This window comes from Exiguobacterium sp. KJ 601 (assembly GCF_027161185.1).
GTDB classification, from domain to species: domain Bacteria; phylum Bacillota; class Bacilli; order Exiguobacteriales; family Exiguobacteriaceae; genus Exiguobacterium; species Exiguobacterium profundum.
Map to the genome: position 1 here is coordinate 1,486,190 of NZ_JADHZG010000001.1, position 25,691 is coordinate 1,511,880.

Annotated in this window: 22 protein-coding genes; 2 read left to right on the forward strand and 20 right to left on the reverse strand. The window is 47.5% G+C overall.

Annotated features, from left to right (window positions below; all coding sequences use genetic code 11):
- Window positions 1–24: 24 nt before the first annotated feature.
- Window positions 25–1,005 carry a YpdA family putative bacillithiol disulfide reductase gene (locus IRJ25_RS07655; RefSeq protein ID WP_269318050.1) on the forward strand — a complete coding sequence of 327 codons (981 nt, stop codon included), beginning with the start codon at window positions 25–27 and terminating at the stop codon, window positions 1,003–1,005.
- Between the two features lie 39 nt (window positions 1,006–1,044).
- On the opposite strand, the gene IRJ25_RS07660 is transcribed toward IRJ25_RS07655, so the two are convergent.
- The 7 genes from IRJ25_RS07660 to IRJ25_RS07690 all read right to left on the reverse strand — a co-directional run bounded on the left by IRJ25_RS07660 (window position 1,045) and on the right by IRJ25_RS07690 (window position 7,790).
- Window positions 1,045–2,313: a Glu/Leu/Phe/Val family dehydrogenase gene (locus IRJ25_RS07660; protein ID WP_015881453.1), complete on the reverse strand. Its 1,269-nt coding sequence runs from the start codon at window positions 2,311–2,313 to the stop codon at window positions 1,045–1,047.
- Window positions 2,314–2,459: 146 nt separating this feature from the next.
- Window positions 2,460–3,386, reverse strand: coding sequence for a D-alanine--D-alanine ligase (locus IRJ25_RS07665; protein WP_214691038.1), 927 nt, complete (start codon window positions 3,384–3,386; stop codon window positions 2,460–2,462).
- A gap of 96 nt (window positions 3,387–3,482) precedes the next feature.
- On the reverse strand, window positions 3,483–4,061 hold the full coding sequence (locus IRJ25_RS07670) for an adaptor protein MecA (RefSeq protein ID WP_074037201.1): 579 nt from the start codon (window positions 4,059–4,061) through the stop codon (window positions 3,483–3,485).
- 60 nt (window positions 4,062–4,121) lie between these two features.
- Window positions 4,122–4,985 (reverse strand): MerR family transcriptional regulator, encoded by an 864-nt coding sequence (locus IRJ25_RS07675; protein ID WP_269318051.1) that lies wholly within the window; start codon window positions 4,983–4,985, stop codon window positions 4,122–4,124.
- A 129-nt stretch (window positions 4,986–5,114) separates the two neighbouring features.
- The gene (locus IRJ25_RS07680; RefSeq protein WP_015881449.1) at window positions 5,115–5,315 is read right to left on the reverse strand and encodes a hypothetical protein; all 201 of its coding nucleotides are present in this window, start codon (window positions 5,313–5,315) and stop codon (window positions 5,115–5,117) included.
- A 41-nt stretch (window positions 5,316–5,356) separates the two neighbouring features.
- On the reverse strand, window positions 5,357–6,784 hold the full coding sequence (locus IRJ25_RS07685) for a RecQ family ATP-dependent DNA helicase (RefSeq protein WP_264092418.1): 1,428 nt from the start codon (window positions 6,782–6,784) through the stop codon (window positions 5,357–5,359).
- On the reverse strand, window positions 6,768–7,790 hold the full coding sequence (locus tag IRJ25_RS07690; protein WP_264092417.1) for a helix-turn-helix domain-containing protein: 1,023 nt from the start codon (window positions 7,788–7,790) through the stop codon (window positions 6,768–6,770). Before IRJ25_RS07690 ends, IRJ25_RS07685 begins: the two co-directional genes overlap by 17 nt.
- A gap of 142 nt (window positions 7,791–7,932) precedes the next feature.
- Here IRJ25_RS07690 and IRJ25_RS07695 point away from each other — a divergent pair, with 142 nt between their 5' ends.
- Window positions 7,933–8,181 carry a ferredoxin gene (locus tag IRJ25_RS07695; RefSeq protein WP_015881446.1) on the forward strand — a complete coding sequence of 83 codons (249 nt, stop codon included), beginning with the start codon at window positions 7,933–7,935 and terminating at the stop codon, window positions 8,179–8,181.
- Window positions 8,182–8,341: 160 nt separating this feature from the next.
- Here the strand turns inward: IRJ25_RS07695 and IRJ25_RS07700 are convergent, their stop codons facing one another.
- From IRJ25_RS07700 to rpsO, 13 genes are all read right to left on the reverse strand, one after another.
- Window positions 8,342–9,301 carry an ABC transporter permease gene (locus IRJ25_RS07700; protein WP_015881445.1) on the reverse strand — a complete coding sequence of 320 codons (960 nt, stop codon included), beginning with the start codon at window positions 9,299–9,301 and terminating at the stop codon, window positions 8,342–8,344.
- Window positions 9,298–10,362, reverse strand: a complete 1,065-nt coding sequence (locus tag IRJ25_RS07705) for an ABC transporter permease (RefSeq protein ID WP_269318052.1) — start codon at window positions 10,360–10,362, stop codon at window positions 9,298–9,300. Before IRJ25_RS07705 ends, IRJ25_RS07700 begins: the two co-directional genes overlap by 4 nt.
- Window positions 10,359–11,885: an ABC transporter ATP-binding protein gene (locus IRJ25_RS07710; protein WP_214691044.1), complete on the reverse strand. Its 1,527-nt coding sequence runs from the start codon at window positions 11,883–11,885 to the stop codon at window positions 10,359–10,361. Before IRJ25_RS07710 ends, IRJ25_RS07705 begins: the two co-directional genes overlap by 4 nt.
- Before the next feature lie 63 nt (window positions 11,886–11,948).
- On the reverse strand, window positions 11,949–13,034 hold the full coding sequence (locus IRJ25_RS07715; RefSeq protein ID WP_269318247.1) for a BMP family lipoprotein: 1,086 nt from the start codon (window positions 13,032–13,034) through the stop codon (window positions 11,949–11,951).
- A 130-nt stretch (window positions 13,035–13,164) separates the two neighbouring features.
- Entirely contained in the window at window positions 13,165–13,884 is a 720-nt protein-coding gene (locus IRJ25_RS07720; protein ID WP_078146731.1) for a GntR family transcriptional regulator, read from the reverse strand.
- A gap of 402 nt (window positions 13,885–14,286) precedes the next feature.
- Window positions 14,287–16,479, reverse strand: a complete 2,193-nt coding sequence (locus IRJ25_RS07725; protein ID WP_269318053.1) for an FtsK/SpoIIIE family DNA translocase — start codon at window positions 16,477–16,479, stop codon at window positions 14,287–14,289.
- Window positions 16,480–16,540: 61 nt separating this feature from the next.
- Complete coding sequence (locus IRJ25_RS07730; RefSeq protein WP_015881439.1) at window positions 16,541–18,208, reverse strand: ribonuclease J; 1,668 nt, start codon at window positions 18,206–18,208, stop codon at window positions 16,541–16,543.
- Between the two features lie 95 nt (window positions 18,209–18,303).
- Entirely contained in the window at window positions 18,304–18,942 is a 639-nt protein-coding gene (locus tag IRJ25_RS07735; protein WP_269318054.1) for a M15 family metallopeptidase, read from the reverse strand.
- 11 nt (window positions 18,943–18,953) lie between these two features.
- Window positions 18,954–20,207, reverse strand: a complete 1,254-nt coding sequence (locus IRJ25_RS07740; RefSeq protein ID WP_015881437.1) for a lipid II:glycine glycyltransferase FemX — start codon at window positions 20,205–20,207, stop codon at window positions 18,954–18,956.
- A 3-nt stretch (window positions 20,208–20,210) separates the two neighbouring features.
- The gene (locus IRJ25_RS07745) at window positions 20,211–21,704 is read right to left on the reverse strand and encodes a UDP-N-acetylmuramoyl-L-alanyl-D-glutamate--2,6-diaminopimelate ligase (RefSeq protein ID WP_230872800.1); all 1,494 of its coding nucleotides are present in this window, start codon (window positions 21,702–21,704) and stop codon (window positions 20,211–20,213) included.
- 51 nt (window positions 21,705–21,755) lie between these two features.
- Window positions 21,756–22,973 carry a M16 family metallopeptidase gene (locus IRJ25_RS07750; RefSeq protein ID WP_269318055.1) on the reverse strand — a complete coding sequence of 406 codons (1,218 nt, stop codon included), beginning with the start codon at window positions 22,971–22,973 and terminating at the stop codon, window positions 21,756–21,758.
- A 51-nt stretch (window positions 22,974–23,024) separates the two neighbouring features.
- A complete protein-coding gene (pnp, locus tag IRJ25_RS07755) occupies window positions 23,025–25,241 on the reverse strand; it encodes a polyribonucleotide nucleotidyltransferase (RefSeq protein ID WP_074037212.1) in 2,217 nt (738 codons plus the stop codon).
- Between the two features lie 128 nt (window positions 25,242–25,369).
- Complete coding sequence (gene rpsO, locus IRJ25_RS07760; protein ID WP_074037213.1) at window positions 25,370–25,639, reverse strand: 30S ribosomal protein S15; 270 nt, start codon at window positions 25,637–25,639, stop codon at window positions 25,370–25,372.
- Window positions 25,640–25,691 lie beyond the last annotated feature (52 nt).

A 25,691-nucleotide genomic window follows, 5' to 3' on the forward strand; every position in this document is an offset into this window, starting at 1 on the left:
CAATGAGCAAAGAGGTGATATTCAGTGAACAAACAAGCGATTATTGTAGGTGCCGGGCCATGCGGTCTCTCGGCCGCCATCGAACTGGAGAAGATCGGAGTCTCTTGTACGGTGATTGAGCGCGGAAACATCGTCGACGCCATCTATCGGTATCCGACGCATCAAACGTTCTTCTCTTCCGCGAGCTTGCTCGAGATCGGAGACATTCCGTTCATATGTAAGGATTTGAAGCCACGTCGTCAAGATGCACTCGTCTATTATCGAGAAGTCGTCACACGTACCGGTTTAAACGTCCACCCGTTCGAAACGGTCGAGTCGGTCGATAAAAAAAGTGACCGATTCGTTGTGACATCAAGACATGAACGACGTGGCGAAACCATTCGCGAAGCGGACTATGTGATTTTAGCAACAGGTTATTATGGACGTCCTCGTCTGCTTGACGTACCTGGCGAAACGTTGCCGCACGTCCATCACTATTTCAACGAGGCACATCCTTATTATCGACAACACGTCACGATCATCGGCGGGAAAAATTCCGCTGTCGATGCGGCAATCGAACTCGAAAAGGCTGGTGCCTTTGTGACGGTACTCTATCGAGGCGATTCGTATAGCCCTTCCGTCAAACCATGGGTTCTTCCAAACTTCGATTCACTCGTCCGTCATGAGAAAGTTCGAATGGAGTTTGAGGCGACAATCGAACGCATCACCGATGATGGCGTCTACTACCGGCAACACGGTGAAGAGAAGCATGTCTATGCAGATCATGTCTTCGCGATGACCGGTTATCAGCCCGACCACCATCTGTTCGAGAATGCAGGCATTGTGATCGATGAAGAGAGTGGTGTCCCGACATACGATGAAGAAACGTTTGAAACAAATGTCGAACACCTCTTCATTGCGGGCGTGGTCGCAGCCGGAAACGATGCGAACAAGATCTTCATTGAGAACGGTAGATTCCACGGCAAGGCGATTGCCGATACGATTGCGAACCGCATTAACGTATAAAAAAGTTCGGTCAACTTGAGTTGACCGAACTTTTTTTAATTAGACCCAGCCACGGAAACGTGAGGCTTCCGCCATTTTGCGTACACCGACCATGTAGGCGGCGAGACGCATATCGACTTTACGGGCTGAAGATGTATTGTATACCGTATTGAACGAGTGAACGAGTACTTTTTCAAGTTTTTCCTCAACTTCTTCTTCCGTCCAATAGTAACCTTGGTTGTTTTGTACCCATTCGAAGTACGAAACCGTGACCCCACCACTTGACGCCAACACGTCCGGCACGAGGAGAATTCCACGTTCAGTCAAGATTTTCGTTGCTTCGTTCGTCGTCGGACCGTTGGCTGCCTCGACCACAATCGATGCTTTAATCGCGTCCGCATTGTCTTCTGTAATTTGATTCTCAATCGCAGCTGGGACTAAAATATCACAATCGAGCTCTAACATTTCTTTGTTCGAGATCGTGTTTTTAAATAATGTCGAAATCGTACCGAATGAATCGCGACGATCTAACAAATACGGGATATCGAGACCATTCTCATCATGGATAGCTCCGTAAGCGTCACTGACCGCAATCACTTTCGCCCCTGCATCGTACATGAATTTAGAAAGGAAACTTCCCGCGTTCCCGAATCCTTGGACGACGACCCGCGCACCTTTCAATTCGATTCCGCGACGAAGTGCCGCTTCACGAATCATGATGGCCACACCTTTTGCCGTCGCTGTCTCACGACCATGCGACCCGCCAAGAACGAGCGGTTTTCCTGTGATGAATCCAGGTGAGTTGAATTCATCGATGCGACTGTATTCATCCATCATCCATGCCATGATTTGTGAGTTTGTGAACACGTCCGGAGCCGGGATATCTTTTGTAGGTCCAACAATTTGACTGATGGCACGGACATATCCGCGACTCAAACGTTCGATTTCACGGAAACTCATCTCGCGTGGGTCACAGACGATTCCGCCTTTCCCACCACCGTAAGGCAAGTCTACGATTCCTGCTTTTAGACTCATCCATACTGATAATGCTTTGACTTCTACCTCCGTTACGCTCGGGTGGAACCGAATTCCCCCTTTAGTCGGTCCGACCGCATCATTATGTTGAGCGCGATAGCCTGTGAAGATCTTCGTTGAGCCATCGTCCATGCGAACAGGGATCCGAACGGTCAGCATGCGAAGCGGTTCTTTTAATAACTCGTACATCTCATCTGGATAGCCGAGTTTATCTAAAGCTTCGTGAATTACCTCTTGTGTCGATTCCAAGATGTTTTTTCGTTTTTGATGACCTTTTTCTTGATCCGTAATCATGAAGGTTTCCTCCCCTAAATTGTCAATTCTCCCCCAAGAATTAACCTCGTATTCGTTTAAAAGTATAGCTGATACGCGTTCAATTTGAAAGGGCTTTTCAAAAATAATGAAAGCGTTTTCTTGATGGATGGCGTAATCCAGATGTCTTACTTCGCTACGCGCTCAAGTGCGAGCTCGATAAAGCGTTCCAAAAGCTCACCGTACGAGATTCCGACTGTCTTGGCACTATCCGGAAACAGGCTAAGCGGCGTCATGCCCGGCAGAGTATTCGTCTCTAGAATGTAGGCTTTTCCCTCTTCTGAAACGAGGAAGTCAGAGCGCGAATATCCTGAACAACCGAGCGCGCGATGCGCAAGGACTGCCGCCTGTTGAACCTCCGCTGTCAGCTCGACCGAGATTTCAGCCGGACAGACATGAATCGAACCACCTTCCGTATACTTCGATTCATAGTCGTAAAATTCATTTTTTGGAATGATTTCAATGACAGGAAGAGCCTCTTCTTTCCCAAAGTTCCCGATGACGGGAACTGTCAGCTCTTTCCCTTTGATGTACTGCTCGACAAGTACCGCTGAATCACAAGCAAACGCCTTTTCAATTCCTTCACGTAACATCGTTTCGTCCATTGCAATCGTCAGACCATTCGATGATCCTTCTTGCGCTGGTTTGACGACACATGGGAACTCCATTCCCCACTCAGCGACTTTTGCATCGATTGATTCCCGTGACTCGATTAAGACGTCACGAGCGACTCGGATACCGGATGCCGCGAAGATGATTTTTGCTCTCGCTTTATCCATCGCCAGAGCAGATGCCAAGACACCTGATCCCGTATAAGGAATTCCAGCCATTTCTAATAACGATTGCACACGACCATCTTCACCATATTTCCCGTGCAACGCACTGACGACGACGTCGACATCCAATGTTAACAGCTCGTTCGCCCGTTTCGGATGAAAGTCAATGGCCGTGACCTCATGACCACGTTCCGTCAACGCTTCTATCATCCCTTGCCCGCTCGTGAGAGATACCTCTCGTTCTCCTGACACTCCACCATATAAAACAGCGACTTTCATTCCAATCTCTCCTTCAACTAGCTACTGAAAATTCAAGTCTAATCATAACACGGACACCCTAAAAACAATAGGAACAGAAAAGTAAAAAAGCCGTACTCATGCGAATGCATCGTACAGCTCTTTCACGGCTTGTTCAGTTTGAATCGTCTTTCCGTATTCCATCATGACGTACGGACTGACCGTAGTCGTCTTGCCGTACTCGGACAAAATGGCCGCGAGTCGTTCTTCTACCTGCGAAGGAAGAACCTCAACGAAGTGAAGGTAGTAATGACCGTTGTAATGATAAAGCGTGCCACCCTGCTCGGTTTCATGTATATGCGGGAAAAGACGAATCGAAGCGTTGATCACATCTTCAATGTCCTCGAACTGATAAATCAAATGATGGATTACATCAATCGTTAATCGAATCTCGACCTGCTCGACATCGAGCTCAGCAATCGCTTCACCTTTTTGAACATCGATGACGAGTCCATCGCGAGGGAACATTGTCACATTCAAATCAACCGCTCCTTGCGGTGAAAATCCGTACTCACTTTCTGCTGTTTCAAGTAGTTCTTTCCACAGTTGTTGACCGTTTTCCCCTACGATCGTATCGATGGCGATTCCACGTAACGATAGCTCATTCGCAGTCACATATACACGAAGATGTTCTTTTGTTTGTTTTTCAAATCTCAATCGAAAACCTCCAGTGAATAGTCAATCCTAATAATAAGCTACTCCCGTTTTCATCCCGTGTCAAATAGTTGATAACCATTTTGTCCACTCTTCAGGAGCGTCGCCAAGAAATGACCCATTGAATCGCTCTCTCTCCAAGCTGACTGCATATCCACCTGCACCGATTTTTAATTCAGCATGCTCGTTTTGAATATAATCCATCGCCTCTAACAAGTTCGGAATATGCTCAGTCAGCGTACATGCGAAGATGAGACAAGAAGTGTCGATATCATGTAACGCTTTACTCAAATCTTCTTTCGGGAAACCCGCTCCCAAAAAGATGACATCGTATCCATGTTGTCGCAAATAGAGCGTGACAAACAATAATCCGATCTCATGCATCTCCCCGGGTGCACAGACACACGTGATACGTGGCAGGAACGGGTTCATCGGCATTTGAAGGGACAGCGTCGAAAGCCGTGCTCGTAAAAATGCCGTGGCGAAATGCTCGTGGGCAATCGTAATCGAGCCATTCTCCCATCGTGAACCGATTTCCATGAGCAGTGGCCCAATCACATCCTTCGTCACTTTTTCAAAACTGAACGTATTAAACGCACGATTGATCAAATCATGAGCTGTCCGTTCATCAAATGAGAGCAACGCATGGAGCAGCCCGTCTTTCAATTCTTCATCGTATAGTTTGGCCATTGTCGGTTCTGGTTCAGGCGCTTGATGAAGTTGTTGAATGGCTTGTGAGACAGAAAGCCCTTCTTTCTGCTTGTTCACGACCCATTTGATTTTTTCAACATCCTGATCTGAATACAGGCGGTGACCGGAATCCGTTCGGCTCGGCACGATAAACTGATAGCGACGTTCCCAAGCGCGAATCGTCGTCGGATTGACGCCTGTCAAGGTCGCCACGGTCTTGATGGAGTATTTCGGCATCTCCGCCCTCCTCTCTTACTCGTTCTTATGATATAAGTATATCCTCAACGCAAGAGGTTTACCCCTTTTATTGTGCAATCGAGAATTTTTTAAGAATAAAAAAAGATGCGAACTCTGTTCGCACCTCGTTTAAAATATGGCGTGTCGCCCGATATATATGAAAATGAGAATAATCGCTAGCATGGCGAAGGTTAATGTCATCGCCAACGGGCGCTTCATCCAGTTATCATTTAACTTCCTCTTCCGTTCGCCCTCTTGCCTCTCAGCTCGAGACGGCAACGTGTCCGCCAATTGCTCGCGTAAAGAATCCGCCTGATTCCGATGTCGCAACGTATGCCCTCCTTTACCTTTTTTATCATTTTACTATGATATTATTCAAAGGAAAAGATTTGCGTCAACCGAATTTTCCATTCTGTCACATTTTTTCGAACGATTTGCGGTGTATCCGGGAACGGAATCGGCCCACAAACATCACAGCATTCTTCTTGGTCGACCGTTTGTTCGGAGAAATAACGAAGCAAGTAATCGCGTCGGCATGTCCGGATGAGGGCATAATCCATCATCTGCCCGAGTTGACGATACCGATCTCGCTTTCTTTCTTTTACCCAATCGAGGGCTTCTTGAAGCGAACGTTCTGTCAACAATTGCTTCAGCAGGAGAAACTTCGGGTCTTCTTCGTTCATCCGTAACAACCTTGGTAGTTGCGCGAGCGACGTCCCGTTCTCACGTTCAAAATAGGCTAGTCGCATGTCCTCGTCTTTCGGGTACTGTCCGTCGATTAAAAATTGCTGGATGCGTTCGTCGCCATCAGCATATAGAAGGACCGCGAATGCGGGTTGTCCGTCACGCCCCGCTCGTCCGATTTCCTGCATGTATGCCTCAACTGTTGCCGGCAACTGAAAATGAACGACAGAACGGACGTTGTCTTTGTTCACACCCATCCCGAACGCACTCGTGCATACCATGACCGACACTTCGTCCCGTAAAAACTGGGACTGCACGAGTCGCCTGTCTTCCGTAGACATGCCTCCATGGTAAAACAATGCATCCTCTAGCTCAAAGGCTAACGCCTCTGCCTCGCGACGGGTCGCCGTGTAAACGACTGCAGGTTTGGGAATCACTTGAATCAACTCTTTCAATCGCTCAAGTTTCTTCTCCTTTTCCAACCGTTCAACCAACAATCGGATTTCCGGACGATTGGCAGAGTGGACGAATTGTTCAGGTGAGAACAGTGCCAGCTTTTCAATGATGTCCTGTTTCACGCCTTCTGGCGCCGTCGCCGTGACCGCCATACACTGGGGGCTCCCAATCTGTTTTCGCAACTCACCTAAACGCGCATACTCAGGACGGAACTCATGCCCCCATTGTGAGATACAGTGCGCCTCGTCAATGACGAGCATTTGAATTTTCACATTCGCCAGAGCACGCGTCACATAAGGAACGGCCAATTGTTCGGGTGAAAGATATAAAAAACGGTAACGTTTCAAATGGTTGATGATGTCCTGCTTCTCTTCAGCCGATTCCATCGACGTCAAACGAGCGACACCACGCTCTCCCCGTTCTCGTATATGAAGCATCTGGTCCTCAATGAGTGAGAGTAACGGCGAAACAATCACCGTGAGCCCTTGATTTTTAATATAAGAAGGGAGTTGGAACGTCAGCGATTTCCCCGCCCCCGTCGGCATGACGGCCAATACATCCTGCCCTTCGATCACGGCATGTATGATGTCGTGTTGCCCAGGACGAAACGATTCATACCCGAACACTCGTTTTAATGTCGCTTCATACAAAACTCTCACCTCGTTTCAGTCTGGCGAAGACGAGTCGAATTTGAAAATAACTGACACGCCCCATTTTCTCAAATATCGGTTTGAGCGCCCAGCTATCCGGATGCCGCAACTCTTCAATCGTGACCACATCCTCCATCGGTACAAATTGTTCGAGCGGGAAGACTTCTAAATACATCGCCATCTCGACGACATGGTCTTCAATCGTACTCGTACGTAAACGCCGTTTCGCTTGAACCTGTTGGAACGTGTACCCCTTTAAGAACAATTCATATGACTCACGTGCTGAATAAGTCATCCGGTCCGTCGATAAGCCGTACGTAAACCCCCGTAGTTTGGCATCATCCGGCAAGACCATCAACAGTTCGTTCCATCCGGCCAAAAAATACAAACGAGCCGTTTCGGCATCAACATGAAGCAGGCTGGCGATTTGTTCATATGTCAAACCCGTCTCAAACGCTCCTGTGAATCGATAGACGACGGCAGTCGCATACGGGTCCCCGATTTGTTCAAGTGCTTGTTCAATCTCTTGATGAAACGTTCGCATGAGCGCTTTCCAATCCCGATCAAGATGTAACAACTGCTTGACCCATTGCTCTGCTGGACGATCGGCTTGTACAGGATAAAATGTACGGGCGTGTTCTTTTGACATGAACGTCTGCACGAACAAACTCAAGCGTTTCCATGTGGTCGCGTTATAATCACGGCGTTCCCCGCCCAACCGCTTGAATAGTTGCTCAACCGATTCAGGTGAAGCTAGTAGTTCTCCCGCCTCTGTCAATCTAAATCGTTTACGATCGAGCCATCCTCGTTTTTCAAGTTGTTTTAGCACAGACTCGTATGAATAAGCCGTCTGCGGAAACTGTCCAAAAAGAGGCTCCAACTCGTAAAAAAATGCGTCCTGTAGCGTTGTGGCCGAACGCTTTCCATTCAGGACATGGTAGAGACTTCGCTCACTCCGTTCTCCATTTAATCGTTTAATGGCCAGCAGTAGAACTCCATCCGCTAAATGAACCAAATCGTCACTTCCTTAAAAAAATCATTATCCTACCAAAAAGACGCTCGTTTCCTCATTGAAATAATTGGGTATGTAGACTACAATTACTCATAGTCAGTAGAATGATTTCTAAGAGAAACGAACCGTTTGGAGGGTTATTATCATGGCAAAATTTACAATCGTCGATAAAGATACATGTATCGCATGCGGAGCTTGCGGCGCGGCAGCACCAGATATTTACGATTATGATGATGAAGGTCTTGCGTTCAACTTAATGGATGACAACACAGGTACTGTTGAAATCCCAGATGAGTTATACGAAGACATGATGGATGCATTCGAGGGTTGTCCGACAGACTCGATCAAAGTAGCGGACGAGTCGTTCGACGGGGACGCTTTAAAATTCGAATAATCGTGAAAGACATATCGGTCCTTTGACTGATATGTCTTTTTTATGGTTCTCGCATGTAACCTAGTCTAATCATGACATCTCTAGGCAAGTATATCAAAAAAGGTTGTTTGGCTTAAGCACCAAACAACCTGGATGAAATGGACATATGTCCTATCTCGAATTAACGTTTCCCTTTAATATAAGGAATACCGACCGACTTCGGCGCATCCGCACGACCAACGAGTCCAGCGAGAGCAAGAATCGTGAGCGCGTATGGCGCAATCAAGAGCAAGAGCTGCGGCACGTTGTTGATGACCGGCAAGTTGCTTCCGATAATCGAAAGGGCTTGAGCGAATCCAAAGAACAATCCGGCACCAAGCGCACCGAGCGGATTCCATTTACCGAAAATCATTGCGGCAATCGCCAAGAATCCTTGACCAACGATTGTCGTTCCACTGAAGTTCGTCGTGACCGTTACAGCATAAACCGCTCCGGCAAGACCACCAAACGCACCAGAGAGCATGACGCCCATGAAGCGCATTTTCGTGACGTTGATTCCCATCGTATCAGCGGCCATCGGATGTTCCCCTACCGAACGAAGACGAAGTCCAAACGGTGTCTTGAAGATGACGAACCAGACGACGAACGCCAAGGCGATTGCAACGAACGACGTGTACTGAACGTTAATAAAGAACATCTTTAACACGGGAATATCTGATAAAAAGGGTACATTCTCTTTTGCGATCCGGTACTCGATAAAGTCCGTCTGTCCTTTGTTGTAAAGAACACGCACGACGAAGATGGCGAGACCGATGGCGAGCATGTTGATGGCAACCCCGAGAACCGTCTGGTCCGCACGCCAAAGGATGGCAGGAACGGCCAAGAAAAGGGAGAACAAAGCTCCGACTACCATAGCGACAAGTAAGGCAATCCATGGGCTAGAGGCGCCAACACCTAAATCAGTCAAGGTGAGCGTCGTGATGATTCCTGTCGCGGCACCGATGACCATGATTCCTTCAAGGGCGATGTTGACGACACCAGAACGTTCACTGAAAATTCCACCAAGTGCTGCGATAATGAGTGGAGTCGCATAGGCAAGCGCAACCGGTACGACGATATAAAGGACTTCTAAGAAGTTCATTTTTTCTCCACTCCTTTCTTACGATTTCCTTTAAGTTTCTCAACGACATAGTTGATCGCATATCCAGACGCTACAAAGATGACGATGGCTGCGATGATGACTTTGACAAGCTCTGACGGTACGTTCGCACCAAGTTGCATCGCCAATCCGCCGATGTTCAACCCTGCGAAGAGAATCGCTGCTAAAATGACTCCAATCGCGGTGTTCGCACCAAGAAGGGCAACGGCGATCCCGTCAAATCCGACACCGGTGAACGATGCCGAGAGGGTCATACTACCGAATGTTCCAAGACCCTCCATCGCACCTGCGAGACCAGCGAACATACCGGAGATGACGAACGACAGGACGATGTTACGGTTGACGCTCATCCCTGCGTACTGTGATGCATGTTTGTTGAATCCAACGGCACGTAACTCATAACCGAGTGTCGTACGTTGAAGGATGTAGTAGTACACGATTGCTGCAAGCACAGCGACAAGCACACCCCAGTGAAGACGTGAATATGTCGTCAACTCTTGGAGCCATGGCGAAGCAAGTGACGCTGAATCGTTGATTGACTCCGTACGCTCGTTCGTTACGCCGATGACGTTACGTAAAATCGCGTTTGTCGTGTATAAGGCAATATAGTTCATCATGATAGACGTAATGACTTCATGAACATAAAACTTCGCTTTCAAGAACCCAGGAACGAACGCCCAAATTGCTGCTGCAACCATTGCCGCTAGAAGTGCGAGCGGTAAATGGATAAACATCGGCAAGTCGAAGTTAATTCCTACATAGACGGCTGCGACCCACCCAATTAACACTTGTCCTTCTACCCCGATGTTGAATAGCCCTGTACGGAAGGCGAACGCAACCGCAAGACCTGAGAAAATAAGTGGGGCTGCAGCACGCAATGTTTCACCGACGGCATACGGACTACCGAACATGCCTTCAAATAACGAGATAAACCCTTGAATCGGGTCGTATCCACCAATCAACATGACGATAGCACCGACGAGTAGTCCTAAAATGATGGATAGGAATGGAATGAGAAGTTGGTTTAAACTTAATTTTTTCATTCTGTTTCGTCCCCTCTCTTACCGCCGGCCATCAAGAAGCCTAGCTCTTGCTCCGTCGTCTCTTTCGGATCACGAATCCCTACAATTTTTCCTTCGTAGAGAACAGCGATACGGTCGGATACGTGTAAAATCTCATCAAGTTCAAACGAGATGAGTAAGACGGCGCGTCCTTTTTCACGTTCTTTAATAAGCTGCTCGTGAATAAATTCAATCGCACCTACGTCGAGACCACGAGTCGGTTGAGCGGCGATGAGTAAATCTGGTGAGCGATCGACTTCACGTGCAATGATTGCTTTCTGTTGGTTCCCTCCCGAGAGAGCACGCGCTGGAACATCAATTGATGGAGTTCGGACGTCAAACTTCTCAATCAACGCCTTCGCCTTCTCAGCCACAGCTTTATAGTTCATGAGACCTCGTTTCGAGAACGGTTCTTTATAGTACGTTTGAAGTACCATGTTGTCACGAATCGAGTAGTCAAGAACAAGTCCGTGTTTATGACGATCTTGCGGGATGTGTCCGATCCCTGCCTCGGTCATCTTACGCGGCGTGTGTCCTGTGACATCTTTTCCGTTGAGCAACACTTTACCAGACTCCGGCTTTTTCAAACCTGAAATGGCTTCAATCAACTCCGTCTGACCATTCCCGTCAATCCCGGCAATTCCAAGTACTTCTCCAGCACGAATCTGTAAATCCAATCCTTCAACGACTTTCAAACCGCGACCATCTTTGACGACGAGGTTTTGAACGTCCAGAACGACTTGTTGTGGATCGGCTTTCGAATATTCTGCATCAAAGTTTACTTCGCGACCAACCATCATTTCAGCTAAACTGTCTTCATTTACCGTCTCGTCGACCTCGACCGTTCCAATGTAGCGTCCACGACGAATGACAGTACAGCGGTCCGCAACTTGCATGATTTCCTTCAGCTTGTGCGTAATCAAGATGATCGACTTACCTTCAGCAATCAGACGTTTCATAATTTGGATAAGTTCTTGAATCTCTTGTGGTGTCAACACTGCCGTCGGTTCATCAAAAATCAGAATATCTGCTCCACGATAGAGCGTCTTCAAGATTTCAACACGTTGTTGCATGCCGACTGAAATATCTTCAATCTTCGCATCCGGATCAATTCTAAGTCCGTATTGCTCCGAAATCTCCATGACCTTCTTCCGAGCAGTGGCGCGATCGATTGTGATGCCACTCTTTGGCTCAAGACCAAGAATGATATTTTCAGTGACCGTGAATTTTTCAACCAACATAAAGTGTTGATGGACCATTCCGATCCCAAGTTCGTTGGCGATGTTCGGATTTTCAATATTCACTTTCTTTCCGTGTACGCGAATCTCTCCGCCTTCAGGCTGATAGAGACCAAACAACACGTTCATGAGCGTCGATTTCCCGGCCCCGTTTTCTCCTAAAAGTGCATGGATTTCTCCTTTACGCAATTGGAGCGTGATATTGTCGTTCGCAACGAACGTACCGAACTCTTTTCGAATATTTAGCATTTCAATTACATATTCCAAGGAAGTTCACCCCTAACTTTAAGTAAAGGGAGACCACATGGGTCCCCCCTCAACTCAAACAAATTATTTTACGTTTTTCATGAACTCTTCGAACTCAGCGTCAGTTGCTGGTGCAACAACATCACCATCGATGATTTGTTGACGATACTCATCAACTTTAGTGAGCACGTCTGCAGCAACGTTTTCTTCAGAAGTTGGTGCGATTCCTACACCTTCATCTTTAAGTGAGAATTCAACCACTTCACCAGCTGGGAACTTACCGTCCATTGCCATTTTCGACACTTCGAGTGTCGCTGTATCTACACGTTTAACCATTGACGTAAGAGTAACGTTCTCTGGAAGACCTTCTTCGTACTGGTCACGGTCAACCCCGATGACCCAAACTTCTTCACCGTTTTTCTTACGGTTTTTCGCTTCAGTGAATACACCTACACCTGTACCACCAGCTGCATGATAGATGATATCAGATCCTGATCCATACATACCTGACGCAATTGCAGTTCCTTTTTCAGCTGAGTTGAAGTCTTCAGCATATTTTACGTCGATTGTCGCATCAGGGTTTACAGCCATGACACCAGCTTTAAATCCATTTTCAAACTTCTTGATCAAGTCTGATTCTACTCCACCGATGAAACCAACTTTATCAGTCGTCGTTGTAAGACCAGCTACTACACCTACGAGGAATGAACCTTCTTGTTCCTTAAACGTGATTGAAGCAACGTTCGGTGCATCTACAACCGAGTCAACGATTGCAAAGTTGTTATCAGGGAATTGTTTTGCAACTTTTCCGATATCCTCTGCCATCAAGAAACCGATTCCGTAGATCAAATCAAATTGATCACGTGCCAATTGTTGCAAGTTAGGCTGATAGTCTGCTTGTTTTGCTGATTGAAGATATTTGTATCCTTCGTTTTCAGTTAAGCTATTTTCTTCACCAAACTTTTTCAAACCTTCCCAAGCTGATTGGTTGAATGACTTGTCATCAACACCACCAGTATCCGTGACCATTGCAACTTTGAAGTCGCTACCTTCTCCGCCTTCACCGTTTGAAGATGAGCCTTCGTTGTCATCTCCACCGCATGCTGCGAGTACTGTAGAGAGTGTGAGTCCTGCTGCTAAAGCTGAGAGAATCGTTTTCTTTTTGTTCATCATCGTCGTGTTTCCCCTTTCGGTTCATAACAATTTTTGTTGTCATGTTATCAGTAGTCTTTACACCGGTATAAGAAAGCGCTTTCACGCTATTCCCCAAAAATAACTCTTCCGTCCAGAAACTGCTCGTTTAAACTCGTTTACGTACGACATGGAAGTCGAATCGATCAGCACGGAAAAAGTTGGCCGAATCGAGTAATGGTAAATCACTCTCATCATAATGCAATTGTTTTAAAGCGAGTAACGGTTGGTCCGTCTGAAGTTGTGACGAGATTTCAGCGCTGACACTCGGTTCGATGTGCGTGATCGCATAAGCGACTCGACGTCCTACCTCTTTTTCGAGAGAATCAAACAAAGATTTCCCTTCAGTCAATGCCTCAGGATTCGAGACGAGATGGGCCGGCACTTTATCGACACAATACACAACCGGTGTGTCGTCCGCATATCGAATTCGTACAATTCGATAAATCGGTGAGTTCGGCTCAATCTTGAGACGCTCGGCTTCTCTCTCTGTTGCCAACACTTTCTCGGCCACCAATACTTTCGTTCCCGGTGTCATCTTCGCTCGTGTGATCATGTCAGTGACACTGAACAATTCCTCAATTCCTGACGTGAATGGCGGTTTAGAACTGATAAATGTTCCTACCCCATGCTTTCGCACGACAAATTTCTCATCTTCGAGAATCCGGAGCGCTTCGCGAAGTGTCGCTCGACTGACTCCAAGTTGCTTCGAAAGTTCAAATTCTGAAGGTAACTTCTCCCCTTCACGATAGACACCAGCGTCGATATCTTGCTTAATTTTCTCAATCACTCGAAGATAGAGCAATCGATGATCGAGCTTAATCGACATTGGCCTCACCACCTTTAATTTACTTACCAGTGCTCAGACATCTGACGTATGAATGTCCTTGCCAATATTAAGTATAGGGATTCGAGAATTAGAACGCAATAGTTTTTGTTCGGAATCAGGGAAATATTTTTTCGGAATATGCCGAACCGTACCTTTGAGTCCAATTTACTCATTTTCATCCCCATTGAAAAACTTTTGTAAAATGTAAACGTTATTAAAAAATGTAAGCGTTTCAGTAGTTTTTAAAAGTATGTACCAATTAAGTATATAGGACATATGTGCTATATTACATTTATATTATAGCGAACATCTAAGGATAGAGCGAATATTTCTATATCGTATAAATAGCATTAAAAAACGAACGATTATATATACTGATATATAATCGTTCGTTTTTTATTATTATTCTGTTTGTTCTTGAATGAGTACTTTCCTCGGTTTCGAACCTTCTGATGGACCGACATACCCCGCTTCCTCAAGTGAGTCAATCAAACGGGCGGCACGATTATACCCGATTCGGAATCTGCGTTGAATCATCGAAGTTGATGCCGTTTCTTGTGTCATGACGAATTGCACGACTTCTCCGAACAATGAATCATCCGAATCAATCGTCGTCACTTCTTCTTCTTTTGGCATCATCGCTTCCACATATTGCGCACGTTGTTGCGCGATAACATGATTGACGACCGTCTCGACTTCTTGATCGGAGACGAATGCACCTTGTACACGGACCGGCTTGTTCATTCCGTTTGCAAGCATCAACATGTCACCGCGTCCAAGCAACTTTTCCGCCCCGCCACCATCAAGGATGGTCCTTGAATCGGTTTGAGAAGAGACGGCAAAGGCGATGCGGGACGGAATGTTCGCCTTGATGACTCCTGTGATGACGTCGACAGATGGGCGCTGTGTCGCGAGGACCATATGAATACCCGCAGCCCGTGCCATTTGTGCAAGTCGCATGATGGCATCTTCGACGTCATTTGATGCCACCATCATCAAGTCCGCCAATTCATCGACGATTACGACGATGAACGGTAAACGTTTCGCATCCTCGTCATCCGACTGATCGACGAGTTCATTGTAACCTTCGATATTGCGAACTCCATATCGACTAAACAGTTCATACCGTCGTTCCATTTCTGCGACGACCTGCTTCAGTGCCTGGGCGGCTTTTTTCGGATCCGTGACGACCGGTGTCAACAGGTGTGGCACTCCGTTATAGACGTTCAACTCGACCATCTTCGGATCAATCATCATAAGTCGGACCTCATCCGGACGAGAACGCATCAAGAGTGACACAATCATGCCGTTGATACAGACAGATTTACCTGACCCTGTCGAACCTGCAACAAGCAAATGCGGCATTTTATTGAGAGAGATCCCAACCGTCTCGCCACTGATACTCCGACCGAGTGCGACGAGCAACTTCGAGTCATCTTGTTTCACCGGCTCCGCTTCCAGTACTTCACGTAAGCATACCGGTGCGACCTCCTGGTTCGGCACTTCAATACCAATAGCGGCTTTACCCGGAATCGGAGCTTCAATCCGAATATCTTTTGCAGCGAGCGCCAATGCCAAATCATCACTTAATGAGGTGATGCGACTGACTTTCACACCGATATCCGGTTGTAGTTCATATTTTGTGACGGTTGGACCAAGGTGAATCTTTAACACTTTGACACCGACCCCGAATGACTTAAGCGTCTTTACAAGTTTGGATGCATTTTCTTTCAATCGTGCATTCTCACCAGACAAATCCGTAATGACGGGCTCTTTCAAATTCGAGAATGGCGGAAGCTCGTATGTATCCGAGACATCTTGGGCCGCAGTCATCATCATCTCCTCGGTCGTGATTGTGGAATCGACTTCCGAAGAATCCGTTCGAAGTTGATCTTCCGTCTCTCTTTTTTCTGCTACGACTTTCTCACTAAATCCGACGATTGGAATGTCTTGCATCGTGACCACGTCTGACTCTACTTCCGGGTCCGATTGCGCTTCCGTTAATTTTGAACGAGGTGAGGTCTTGCGCGTTCGTTTCGCCTCTTGCTGCTTCTCCACTTTCGGTCTGGCTCGCCATTCGTTTCTGACTGCTGTGACGGATTCCTGCATGCGATGAAAGAGTGTCCCCCAAATAGTCGGGGCATAAAACGAGACACCGACGAGGAAGCAGACGATCCCTAAAAAGACAATCCCGAAGTCTGAGAATAAATATTGGTTCAAGTTATAGAAAGTGGCATTGATGCCGCCCCTTGCCTCTCCCCAAAGTAAGTCCCCGAATAGTAAGAATGAGGCGAGCATTGCGAATAATCCCGCTCGTCGCATCGGTTTCATCGGAGTGAGAACAATCCATAACCACACAGCCATCATCAAGTAAGTGAGCGCACCCCATCCTCCAAAAAGATAGACGGATAAATCAGATAACTGTTTACCGATCCACCCTAAATCAAAAAAGGCAAATACGAATGCGACGATGGCGAGGACAAAGAAGCCCCACCCATATGTACGTGGCGCAGTCGGTTGTTTTTTACGGTTTCTCGTATTTCGCGTCGCTGGGCGCTTTCGCTTTACGGGAGTCTTTCTTGTTTTTTGAGCCACATCAGTTCCTCCTAAAAAAAGAAGGCAAAAGTCAGATGACTTTTGCCTCACTCTCATTCCATTAAATCTCCATGATGATCGGCAAGATCATCGGACGACGTTTCGTCTGCTCGAATAAGAAGACGCTAAGTCGCTCGCGGATATTTGATTTCAATTCGGTCCAATCACTGCCAGCCTGCAGACTCTTTTCAATCTGTTTCGTGACAATACGGTTTGCCTCTGAAATCATTTCCTCCGATTCGCGCATATATACGAAACCACGTGAGATGAGTTCAGGTCCTGAAATCAATTTCTTCTGTTTCCGATTCAACGTGACCACGCAGAGGACAACTCCATCTTGTGACAACAAACGACGGTCCCGTAAGACGATGTTTCCAACGTCCCCGACGCCGATTCCGTCAATCAATACGTTTCCTGCAGGAACTTTTCGGCTCATGCGGGCTTTTCGACCCGTGAACTCGACGACATCACCTTTTTCAACGATGAAGATGTTGTTCGGTTTGACGCCCACTTGTTCAGCGAGTTTCGAGTGTGCCATCTGCATCCGGTATTCCCCGTGAATCGGTAAGAAGTACTTCGGTTTAACGAGGTTGAGCATCAGCTTCAATTCTTCTGCCGATCCGTGTCCAGATACGTGCACTTTACGTTGGTTGTAAATGACGTTCGCACCCGAACGGAACAACAAGTCAATCGTTTTAGAAACAGACTTCTCATTCCCTGGAATCGGTGTCGCCGCGATGACGACCGTGTCATTCAATCGAATGTTGACTTGCTTGTGGGCATTACGAGCCATACGAGTCAATGCCGCCATCGGCTCTCCTTGCGAACCTGTCGTTAAAATGACGACCTTGTTATCCGGTAGACGGTTTACTTGCGACAACTCGACGAGTGTCTTCGCCTTGAAACGTAAGTAGTTTAGTTTCTGTGCAACTTCGACGATGTTGACCATGCTACGACCAACGACCGCAACTTTACGATCATTCGCTTCCGCTGCTGCGAATACTTGTTGCAAGCGATGGACGTTCGAGGCGAATGATGCCACGATAACCCGACCTTCCGCTTGATAAATGACATCGTTCAATTCAGCTCCGACGATTGACTCTGAACCGGTTTGCCCCGGTCGCTCGGCGTTCGTCGAGTCGGAAAGAAGTGCAAGTACACCACGTTGTCCGATTGCCGCTAACTTATTGAAGTCGGATTGTTTACCATCGACAGGCGTGTAATCAAACTTGAAATCTCCGGTATGGACGATCGCACCTTGAGACGTTTGAATACAGACGCCGACACAGTCGGGAATCGAGTGATTGACGCGGAAAAACGTGATGAAATGATCAGCGATAGTCAATTTCGTTTTGGCATCAATCATGCGAAGGTCGACTTCTTTCAACAAACCGGCCTCTTTTAATTTCAATTCAATCAACCCGAGGGTCAATTTCGTCCCGTATACTGGGACGTGCTTCAAGTCGCGTAGGACGTAGCTGAGTCCACCGATATGGTCTTCGTGACCATGGGTGATGAAAATCGCCCGTACACGATCTTTATTTTCTTTTAAATATGTGATGTCTGGGATGACGATATCAATCCCGAGCATCTCATCGCCTGGAAACATTAGACCGGCATCGATGACGAAGATGTCGTCGTCTAGTTCCACGACGTACATGTTCTTCCCGATTTCGCCTACGCCTCCAAGCGCAAAGACGCTAATATTCTCTGTCTTCTTTTTTGACACTAACAAAAACCTCCTAAATGATTCATATTCTGTTTCGTCCCCTTATCGCTACTGAATATTGTAGCGGAAAACGGCTTCATTGCCAACATTTCCGTCTAATCTAATAGAGGTTTTAGTGCATCAGCAAGCGGTGCCGTCTCTTTTTCGTCAGGTCGTTTCCCTGCAACAAGTTGACGAATCGACAAGCCGAAGTCCATTTGGAGGTGAGGATAGTCCGGGAATGAGTTCCAGTCTCCGCCCCATTCAAAGCCGAGCGCCTTTCCTAACTCCCCTAGTTCTTGCCAGTCAGGAATGTCATTCCGATTACGATCCGTATTCAGGTCATAGTCGGTCTTATTGTTATGGATGATAACGAAATCGACAGCAAGACCGTAGTTATGATAGCTCTGACCCGCTTTCGCATTGGTCACCACTTGCCCGGGTTCAGACCGTCCTTGCGCATACAGTGCATTCTGTTCCTTGGCAGAACGGTATCCAGAAGTGAGGCGTACTTCAAGGTCTAGACAAGAATGGGCTAATCGAATGAACGATTCTCCCCGATTTGCGACTAACGGATGCAACCGGTCAAAATCAATCTTCGACCTTGTCAAGATCGCATCCTCTTTCTCCACGTCCCGCACACACATATCCGCTTCAAACGTCGGTTCATCTACCCAAGGCACCGGTTCAGGTTGCATATAAAAGTAAGCGAGCGTAATGCCAATCAGAAAGGCGATCATTGCAAGAGATAACACGCCTGTCCACCTCATCTTCTTAACCGTTTACGCAGTCCTTTTAAGAGTGGCAATCCTTTTTCGAGTGCCATATACAAAGGACGATTCAAGACGAGGTCGAATTCCCCGACCTTTTCAATCATGTCGCTTCCCCATCCCGATTTGAATGCGTATAGACCAGCATATTCATCATCCGGGTCCGTACTTCCTGATACCCCGCCGAAGTCGTATCGCTCGGCGCCACTCGCTTTGGCCGCCTGCATCATCGTCCATTGCATCAAGTGGTTCGGCATAAATTCACGGAATTCATTTGACGAGGCTCCGTATAAGTAATAAGAGCGCCGTCCTGCGAGTGTCAACAGACCACCTGATAAGACGAGCCCGTTCGGATAGGTCTGATCAAGTTCGACCAGCTCAGGGAGGGCTTGCTCCGCTTTTTGAATTTGTGCCTCCGTCTGTTCCTTGCGGTTCAAAAGGCTGTTACGTTTCTTTTCAATCGTTTCTTTCTCAAGGCCCCGTTCAATCTTCGCCAACTCTTTCTTCGCTTTTTCTAGCGTCGCCTGTTGCTGTTCGAGTGCGATTTTCGGTTCGAGCGTTGTCAAGAAGAGACGGGCGTCGTTCGGTTGCAGACAATCGTATAGGTTCTCAAAATAATCGAGCCCTCGCGTAGCGAATCCGTCACGTTCCCCTGTCACTTTCATCAAATCGGCGAACGTTTTGAGTCCGTCACGACCGACCTCTTTGCAGACGATTCCTTTTTTCTCCGCGAGACGGACGTTATAGCGGAATTTATGATGGAATTTCGCAAAAATATCTTTTTCGCTCGGGCGCAAATCCGTTTCCATTGTAAAACGAGGTTGGGCGTAGTCAAATCCACCGCCATATCCCTTATGTTTAAACCCGATGGCAGCCATTTCGGTCAATAGTCCTGGCAATTCATCGCGGTCGATGTTTGGATCGATTTTTACGACGATGGCCTTATGTGCCGTCGCGACACGTGTCGCTTCTTTCACGAGCGCCTGTAGCGATGCCAAGTCGTCGTAGTCCACGACAAACCCGCGTGGGGCATAGCACAGTGTATATGGTAATTTCGGGACACGTTTGAATAAAAGTAAAGCGACACCGGACGTCACGCCGTCTCGCGCGACCGCGACACGTTCTGAAGTCCAACCATTTTGGCGCTTCACATCTCCCCAACTCGATAGTTGCAACAAATCCCCACGGTCGTGTGTTTTGACGAAGTCGTCATGCTCTTTTTCTGTCAACGTAATTGGTTGTACTGCCATAAATCATGCTTCCTCCGTATTCAAAATGGTCGCTCGAACAATCGCCTCTTCATCGAGCGGCAATTTTTCATTTCCGATAATTTGATACTTCTCGTGCCCTTTTCCTGCTAGCACGATGATGTTGTCCGGTTTCGCTAAACGGGCCGCATAACGGACCGCTTCTTCTCGATCCCCAATTTCAACAAAGTTGTCATGGGTCATCCCGGCCGCAATCCCTTTTGTAATGGACTCATACGCTTCGAATCGTGGATCATCTGTCGTGATGATGACGGTACCGGCATAGGACGAAGCCATCTCGCCCATTGCCGGACGTTTTGTGACGTCACGGTTTCCACCTGTCCCAATCAAAAAGATAATCTTTTCTTTTGGTACGCCGACGAGCGACTTCAGACACTGTTCGATGCCATCCGGTGTATGAGCATAGTCCGCATATACGTTGTAACCTGGGACGTCTAAACGTTGCATCCGTCCCTTGGCCGGATGAATCATCTCAAGTGCTTTTGCAATTCGCTCAAGCGAGTAACCGGCAGCGAGAAGACAACCCGTCGCCAACAATAGATTGTACACGTTGAAACGACCTATGAACTGGACCGTTACCGGAAGTTTTGCGCCTTGGTAATTCAATGTAAAGCTGGTCTGAGACAACGTCTGTTCAATGTCCGTTGCCATCAAGTCTGCTTGCGCATCAATCCCATATGTTATTACTTTCGCACCGGTCATCGTCTCATAAAGAGGCGTTTGTGCATCGTCCGCGTTCAAGACGGCTACTTTTCCACGTGAGGCCATTTGACCGAGTTGAGCGAACAATAACCCTTTTGCACGTGCATAGTTTTCAAACGTGCCATGAAAATCTAGGTGATCGTGTGTCAAGTTCGTGAAGCCCACGATGTCAAAATCAGTTCCGATGACACGTCCGAGCTCAAGACCGTGTGAGGACACTTCCATCATCACGTCCGTCACGCCCTCATCACGCATTTGTGCCAATAACTGTTGAAGTTCTGAACTTTGAGGCGTCGTATTTTTACTTGGAACGATTTTATCGTTGATGCGTACTTCAACGGTCCCAATCAAACCGGTCGAATGACCGAGGACATCGAGGACGTCTCGTAAAATCGTCGTCGTCGTCGTTTTCCCATTCGTTCCCGTGATCCCGAACAGTCGCATCTGTTCAGATGGATACGCATAAAAGGCCGAAGCCAACAACCCGATTGAACGCGAGCTGTCACGCACAATCAAGTTTGGCACTGACAGGTCGAGCGGTCGTTCGCTAACGACTGCCACCGCGCCTCGCGCTACCGCTTGTGCCGCATATTCATGCCCATCGACCGTATAGCCTTTGATGGCGACAAACAGCGTTCCCGGCACAACTTCTCGCGAGTCCGTCGTCACATGTGTCACGACGATGCCTTCTAGATTTGGTTGATTAATTAGTTGTATCGTCTTCACTAAATCCGTTAAGTTCAAGTCTTTCCCTTCTTTCACCTGTATCCTATCCAAACTAAAGAATACCTCTTAATCAGTGTAGAGAACTTACAATTCGGTTTCAAGTCACGCTTCGTTTGGGAGGACATATGACTTCGCCGGGCGATGGCTCAACACCTCACGAATCAATGCATTGACCTCATCGCGTTCAATCCGTTCTACTTTCTCAATCACTTGTTCAATCGGCTCGACTTCATCGAGAAGTAGCAAGTTCCGTCCGTTCCGGTTCATGCGGGCACTCGAACTTTCATTCCCGAGGGCGATCGATCCTTTCAATTGTCGCTTGCCTTTGTCTACTTCCTCAGCAGTCAAACCTTCTGCGACAAGTCGCTTCATCTCTCTCTCAAGGATGACTTCGACTTGTTCTAACGTATCCGGTGACGTACCGACATAAATGGTAAACGTACCGTGATCGGAAAACGTCGTGTAGTAAGAGTAAATGGAATAAGCTAACCCTTCTTCTTCACGGATGGACTGGAATAAACGCGAAGACATCGTCGCGCCGATTGCGTTGTTCATCAATGCCAAATGAGGCAAACGGTCATCCGTCGCGGGAATCGCTTCGTAGTTCCAGCAGAGGTGGGCTTGCTCCGTTTCTTTTTGTTTCGACAATGTGTCATGGAACAGTTCCGGTTGATTGATTTCTTTCGACGATTCCCTAGAAGGGATGTGAGCAAACCTACGTTTTACCGCCTCAATCAATTCTTCAGAAACATGACCTGCAATCGAGACGACAATTTGCTCGGCCGTATACTGTTCCTGTAAGTATTCGACGAGCTGGTCACGTGTCAATCGATTGACACTCTCCTCCGTCCCTAAAATAGGTTGAGCGAGGATATCGTCACGATACGCCGCAATGGCCAATAGTTCATGAACGAGATCTTCCGGCGTGTCCTCATACATTTTAATCTCTTCTACAACGACACGCTTTTCTTTTTCCAACTCCTGTGCATCGAGCACCGACTCAAACAGCATATCTGTCAGTACGTCGAGTGCCATGATCGCGTGTTCATCGAGCGTCTTCACATAAAAGCATGTATGGTCTTTCGAGGTGAATGCGTTGACGCTTCCACCGAGCTCATCGAAAAAGGAAGCAATCTCTTTTGCGCTTTTTGATGCGGTGCCCTTGAACAGCATATGTTCAATCAAATGGCTGATGCCGATGTTCTCAAAAGTTTCTGTACGTGTTCCGGCTTTAATGAATACCCCGGTTGAGGTGCTGAGTGAACCATCGATTGGTTCGATGATGATTCGAACACCGTTCTCTAGTGTCATCCATTCCATATTCTCACTCCTATGAAAAAGGCCATCGCACCAAGACGATGGCCAGAATAATTAATTTGTCGAGCGCGGTGGACGACGGTCCCCGTCACGACGTGGCGGACGGCTTTCGCGAGGTGGACGGCTTTCACGTGCTGCCTTCCGTTTCGCTTCGTATGCCTCACGCTCTTCAGGAGACAATCCTTCTAAGATGAGCGCTTTTCGTGATGCGTTGACACGACCTTTGTCATCGATTTCAGTGACTTTGACTTGAATCGAATCGCCAAGCTTCACAACATCCTCGACGTTTGCGACACGCTCAAGGCTGAATTCGGATACGTGTACGAGTGCATCTTTCCCTTTGAATAACTCGACGAATGCGCCGAATTTCTCGATGCGACGTACGGTAGCATCGTATACTTCACCGACGACGACTTCACGGACAATGTCACCGATCATAGACATGGCAAGATCGATTCCTTCTTGGTCCGTCGAGGCGATGAAGACCGTACCATCTTGTTCGATGTCGATCTTGACGCCCGTTTGGTCGATGATGCTGTTGATCATCTTCCCACCTGGTCCGATGACGTCGCGGATTTTATCCGGATTGATTGTCATCGTCACAATCTTCGGTGCGTATTTCGACAATTGTGTACGTGGTGTATCCAACGTCTCAAGCATGTGGTCAAGAATGTGCAAACGACCTACACGTGCCTGTTCAAGCGCTTCTTCTAGAATTTCACGCGTGATTCCGGCAATCTTGATATCCATTTGAAGGGCAGTGATCCCGTCTTTCGTTCCAGCTACTTTGAAGTCCATATCCCCAAGGTGGTCTTCAAGTCCTTGAATATCTGTCAAGACCGTGTAATGCTCACCTTCCATGATAAGACCCATGGCAATCCCAGCGACTGGCGCTTTAATTGGCACACCTGCATCCATCAATGCGAGTGTCGACCCACAAATCGAAGCTTGTGAACTTGATCCGTTTGATTCGAGTACTTCTGAAACGAGACGAATCGTATACGGGAAGTCTGCTTCTTTCGGAATAATTGGAAGAAGTGCACGTTCACCGAGTGCCCCGTGACCGATTTCACGACGACCTGGTGCACGGACCGGACGAGCTTCACCGACTGAGAACGGCGGGAAGTTATAGTGGTGCATGAAGCGTTTGTTCTCTTCTAGACCGATTCCGTCGATGATTTGCGCATCACCGATGACACCGAGAGTCGCGACCGACATGACCTGTGTTTGACCACGTGTGAAGAGACCGACACCGTGTGCGCGTGGGAGTAATCCGACTTCTGACGCGAGCGGACGAATCACGTCTGGACGACGTCCGTCTGGGCGGACTTTTTCGACCGTGATCAAACGACGGACTTCATCTTTGACGAACTTGTTCAAAATCCCTGAAACTTCACCGAGTTTCGATGGCTCGTCAGCAAGACGTTCTTCATACATCGCAACATATTTCGCAATCACTTCGTTGATGGCTTCGTCACGAGCATGTTTCTCTTCCACTTGAACCGCTTCTACGATTTCAGGACGAGCTGCTTCGAGTTCAGCAGTAAGCGCCTCATCGTATTTCGAGACCGTGTATTCGAATTTAGGTTTTCCGACGGCTTCTACGATTTCTTGTTGGAATGCGATCAAACGCTTGATTTCTTCATGTCCAAACAAGATCGACTCGAGCATGATGTCCTCAGGCACTTCGTTCGCACCTGCTTCAACCATGTTGATGGCTGTCGATGTCCCTGCAACTTGAAGTTCAAGGTCCGTTTTCTCCAACTGAGCCGTCGTCGGGTTGATGACGAATTCACCGTCTACACGTCCGACTGTCACGCCAGCGATTGGACCGTCAAACGGTACATCTGAAATCGAGAGTGCGATCGATGTTCCTAGCATACCCGCCATTTCAGCCGAGCAATCCGGGTCGTTTGACATGACGTAAATCATGACTTGAATGTCATGACGGAATCCGTCTGGGAAGAGCGGACGAATCGGGCGGTCGATGAGACGTGATGTCAAAATCGCGTTTTCACCCGGGCGACCTTCACGGCGAAGGAAACCACCTGGGATTTTACCGACCGAGTAAAGTTTCTCCTCATAGTTGACCGTCAATGGGAAGAAGTCTAAATCCTTTGGTGCTTTTGAAGCCGTCACTGTCGCAAGGACAACCGTATCTCCATAACGCACGAGTGCCGAGCCGTTTGCTTGCTTCGCAAGTTGGCCGACCTCTACAGACAGTGGGCGTCCGCCCCACTCTGTAGAGAATACTTGTTTCGTACCTAACATGTACATTCTCCTCTCAAACCTTATCTAGTTTATTATGTAACTCATTCCAACGAATGTCTAATCATTTTCCTTAAAAAAGAAGAAACGGACTAGGACGTTGTCCCAGCCCGTTAAACAGTCTCAATCGATTAACGACGGAGACCGAGGCGTTGAATCAATTCACGGTAACGTGTAACGTCCTTGTTACGAAGGTACGTAAGCAAGTTACGACGACGTCCAACCATTTTCAAGAGACCGCGACGTGAGTGGTGGTCTTTCTTGTGTGTACGAAGGTGGTCGTTCAATGTGTTGATTTGTTCAGTCAACACAGCCACTTGTACTTCCGGTGAACCTGTGTCACCTTGTTTTGTCGCGAATTCCGCGATAATTTCGTTTTTACGTTCTTTTGAGAGTGCCATTGCCTCTCCACCTCCATTTAATGAAAAATTGCCGCGTTGCCGAGCCGACGTT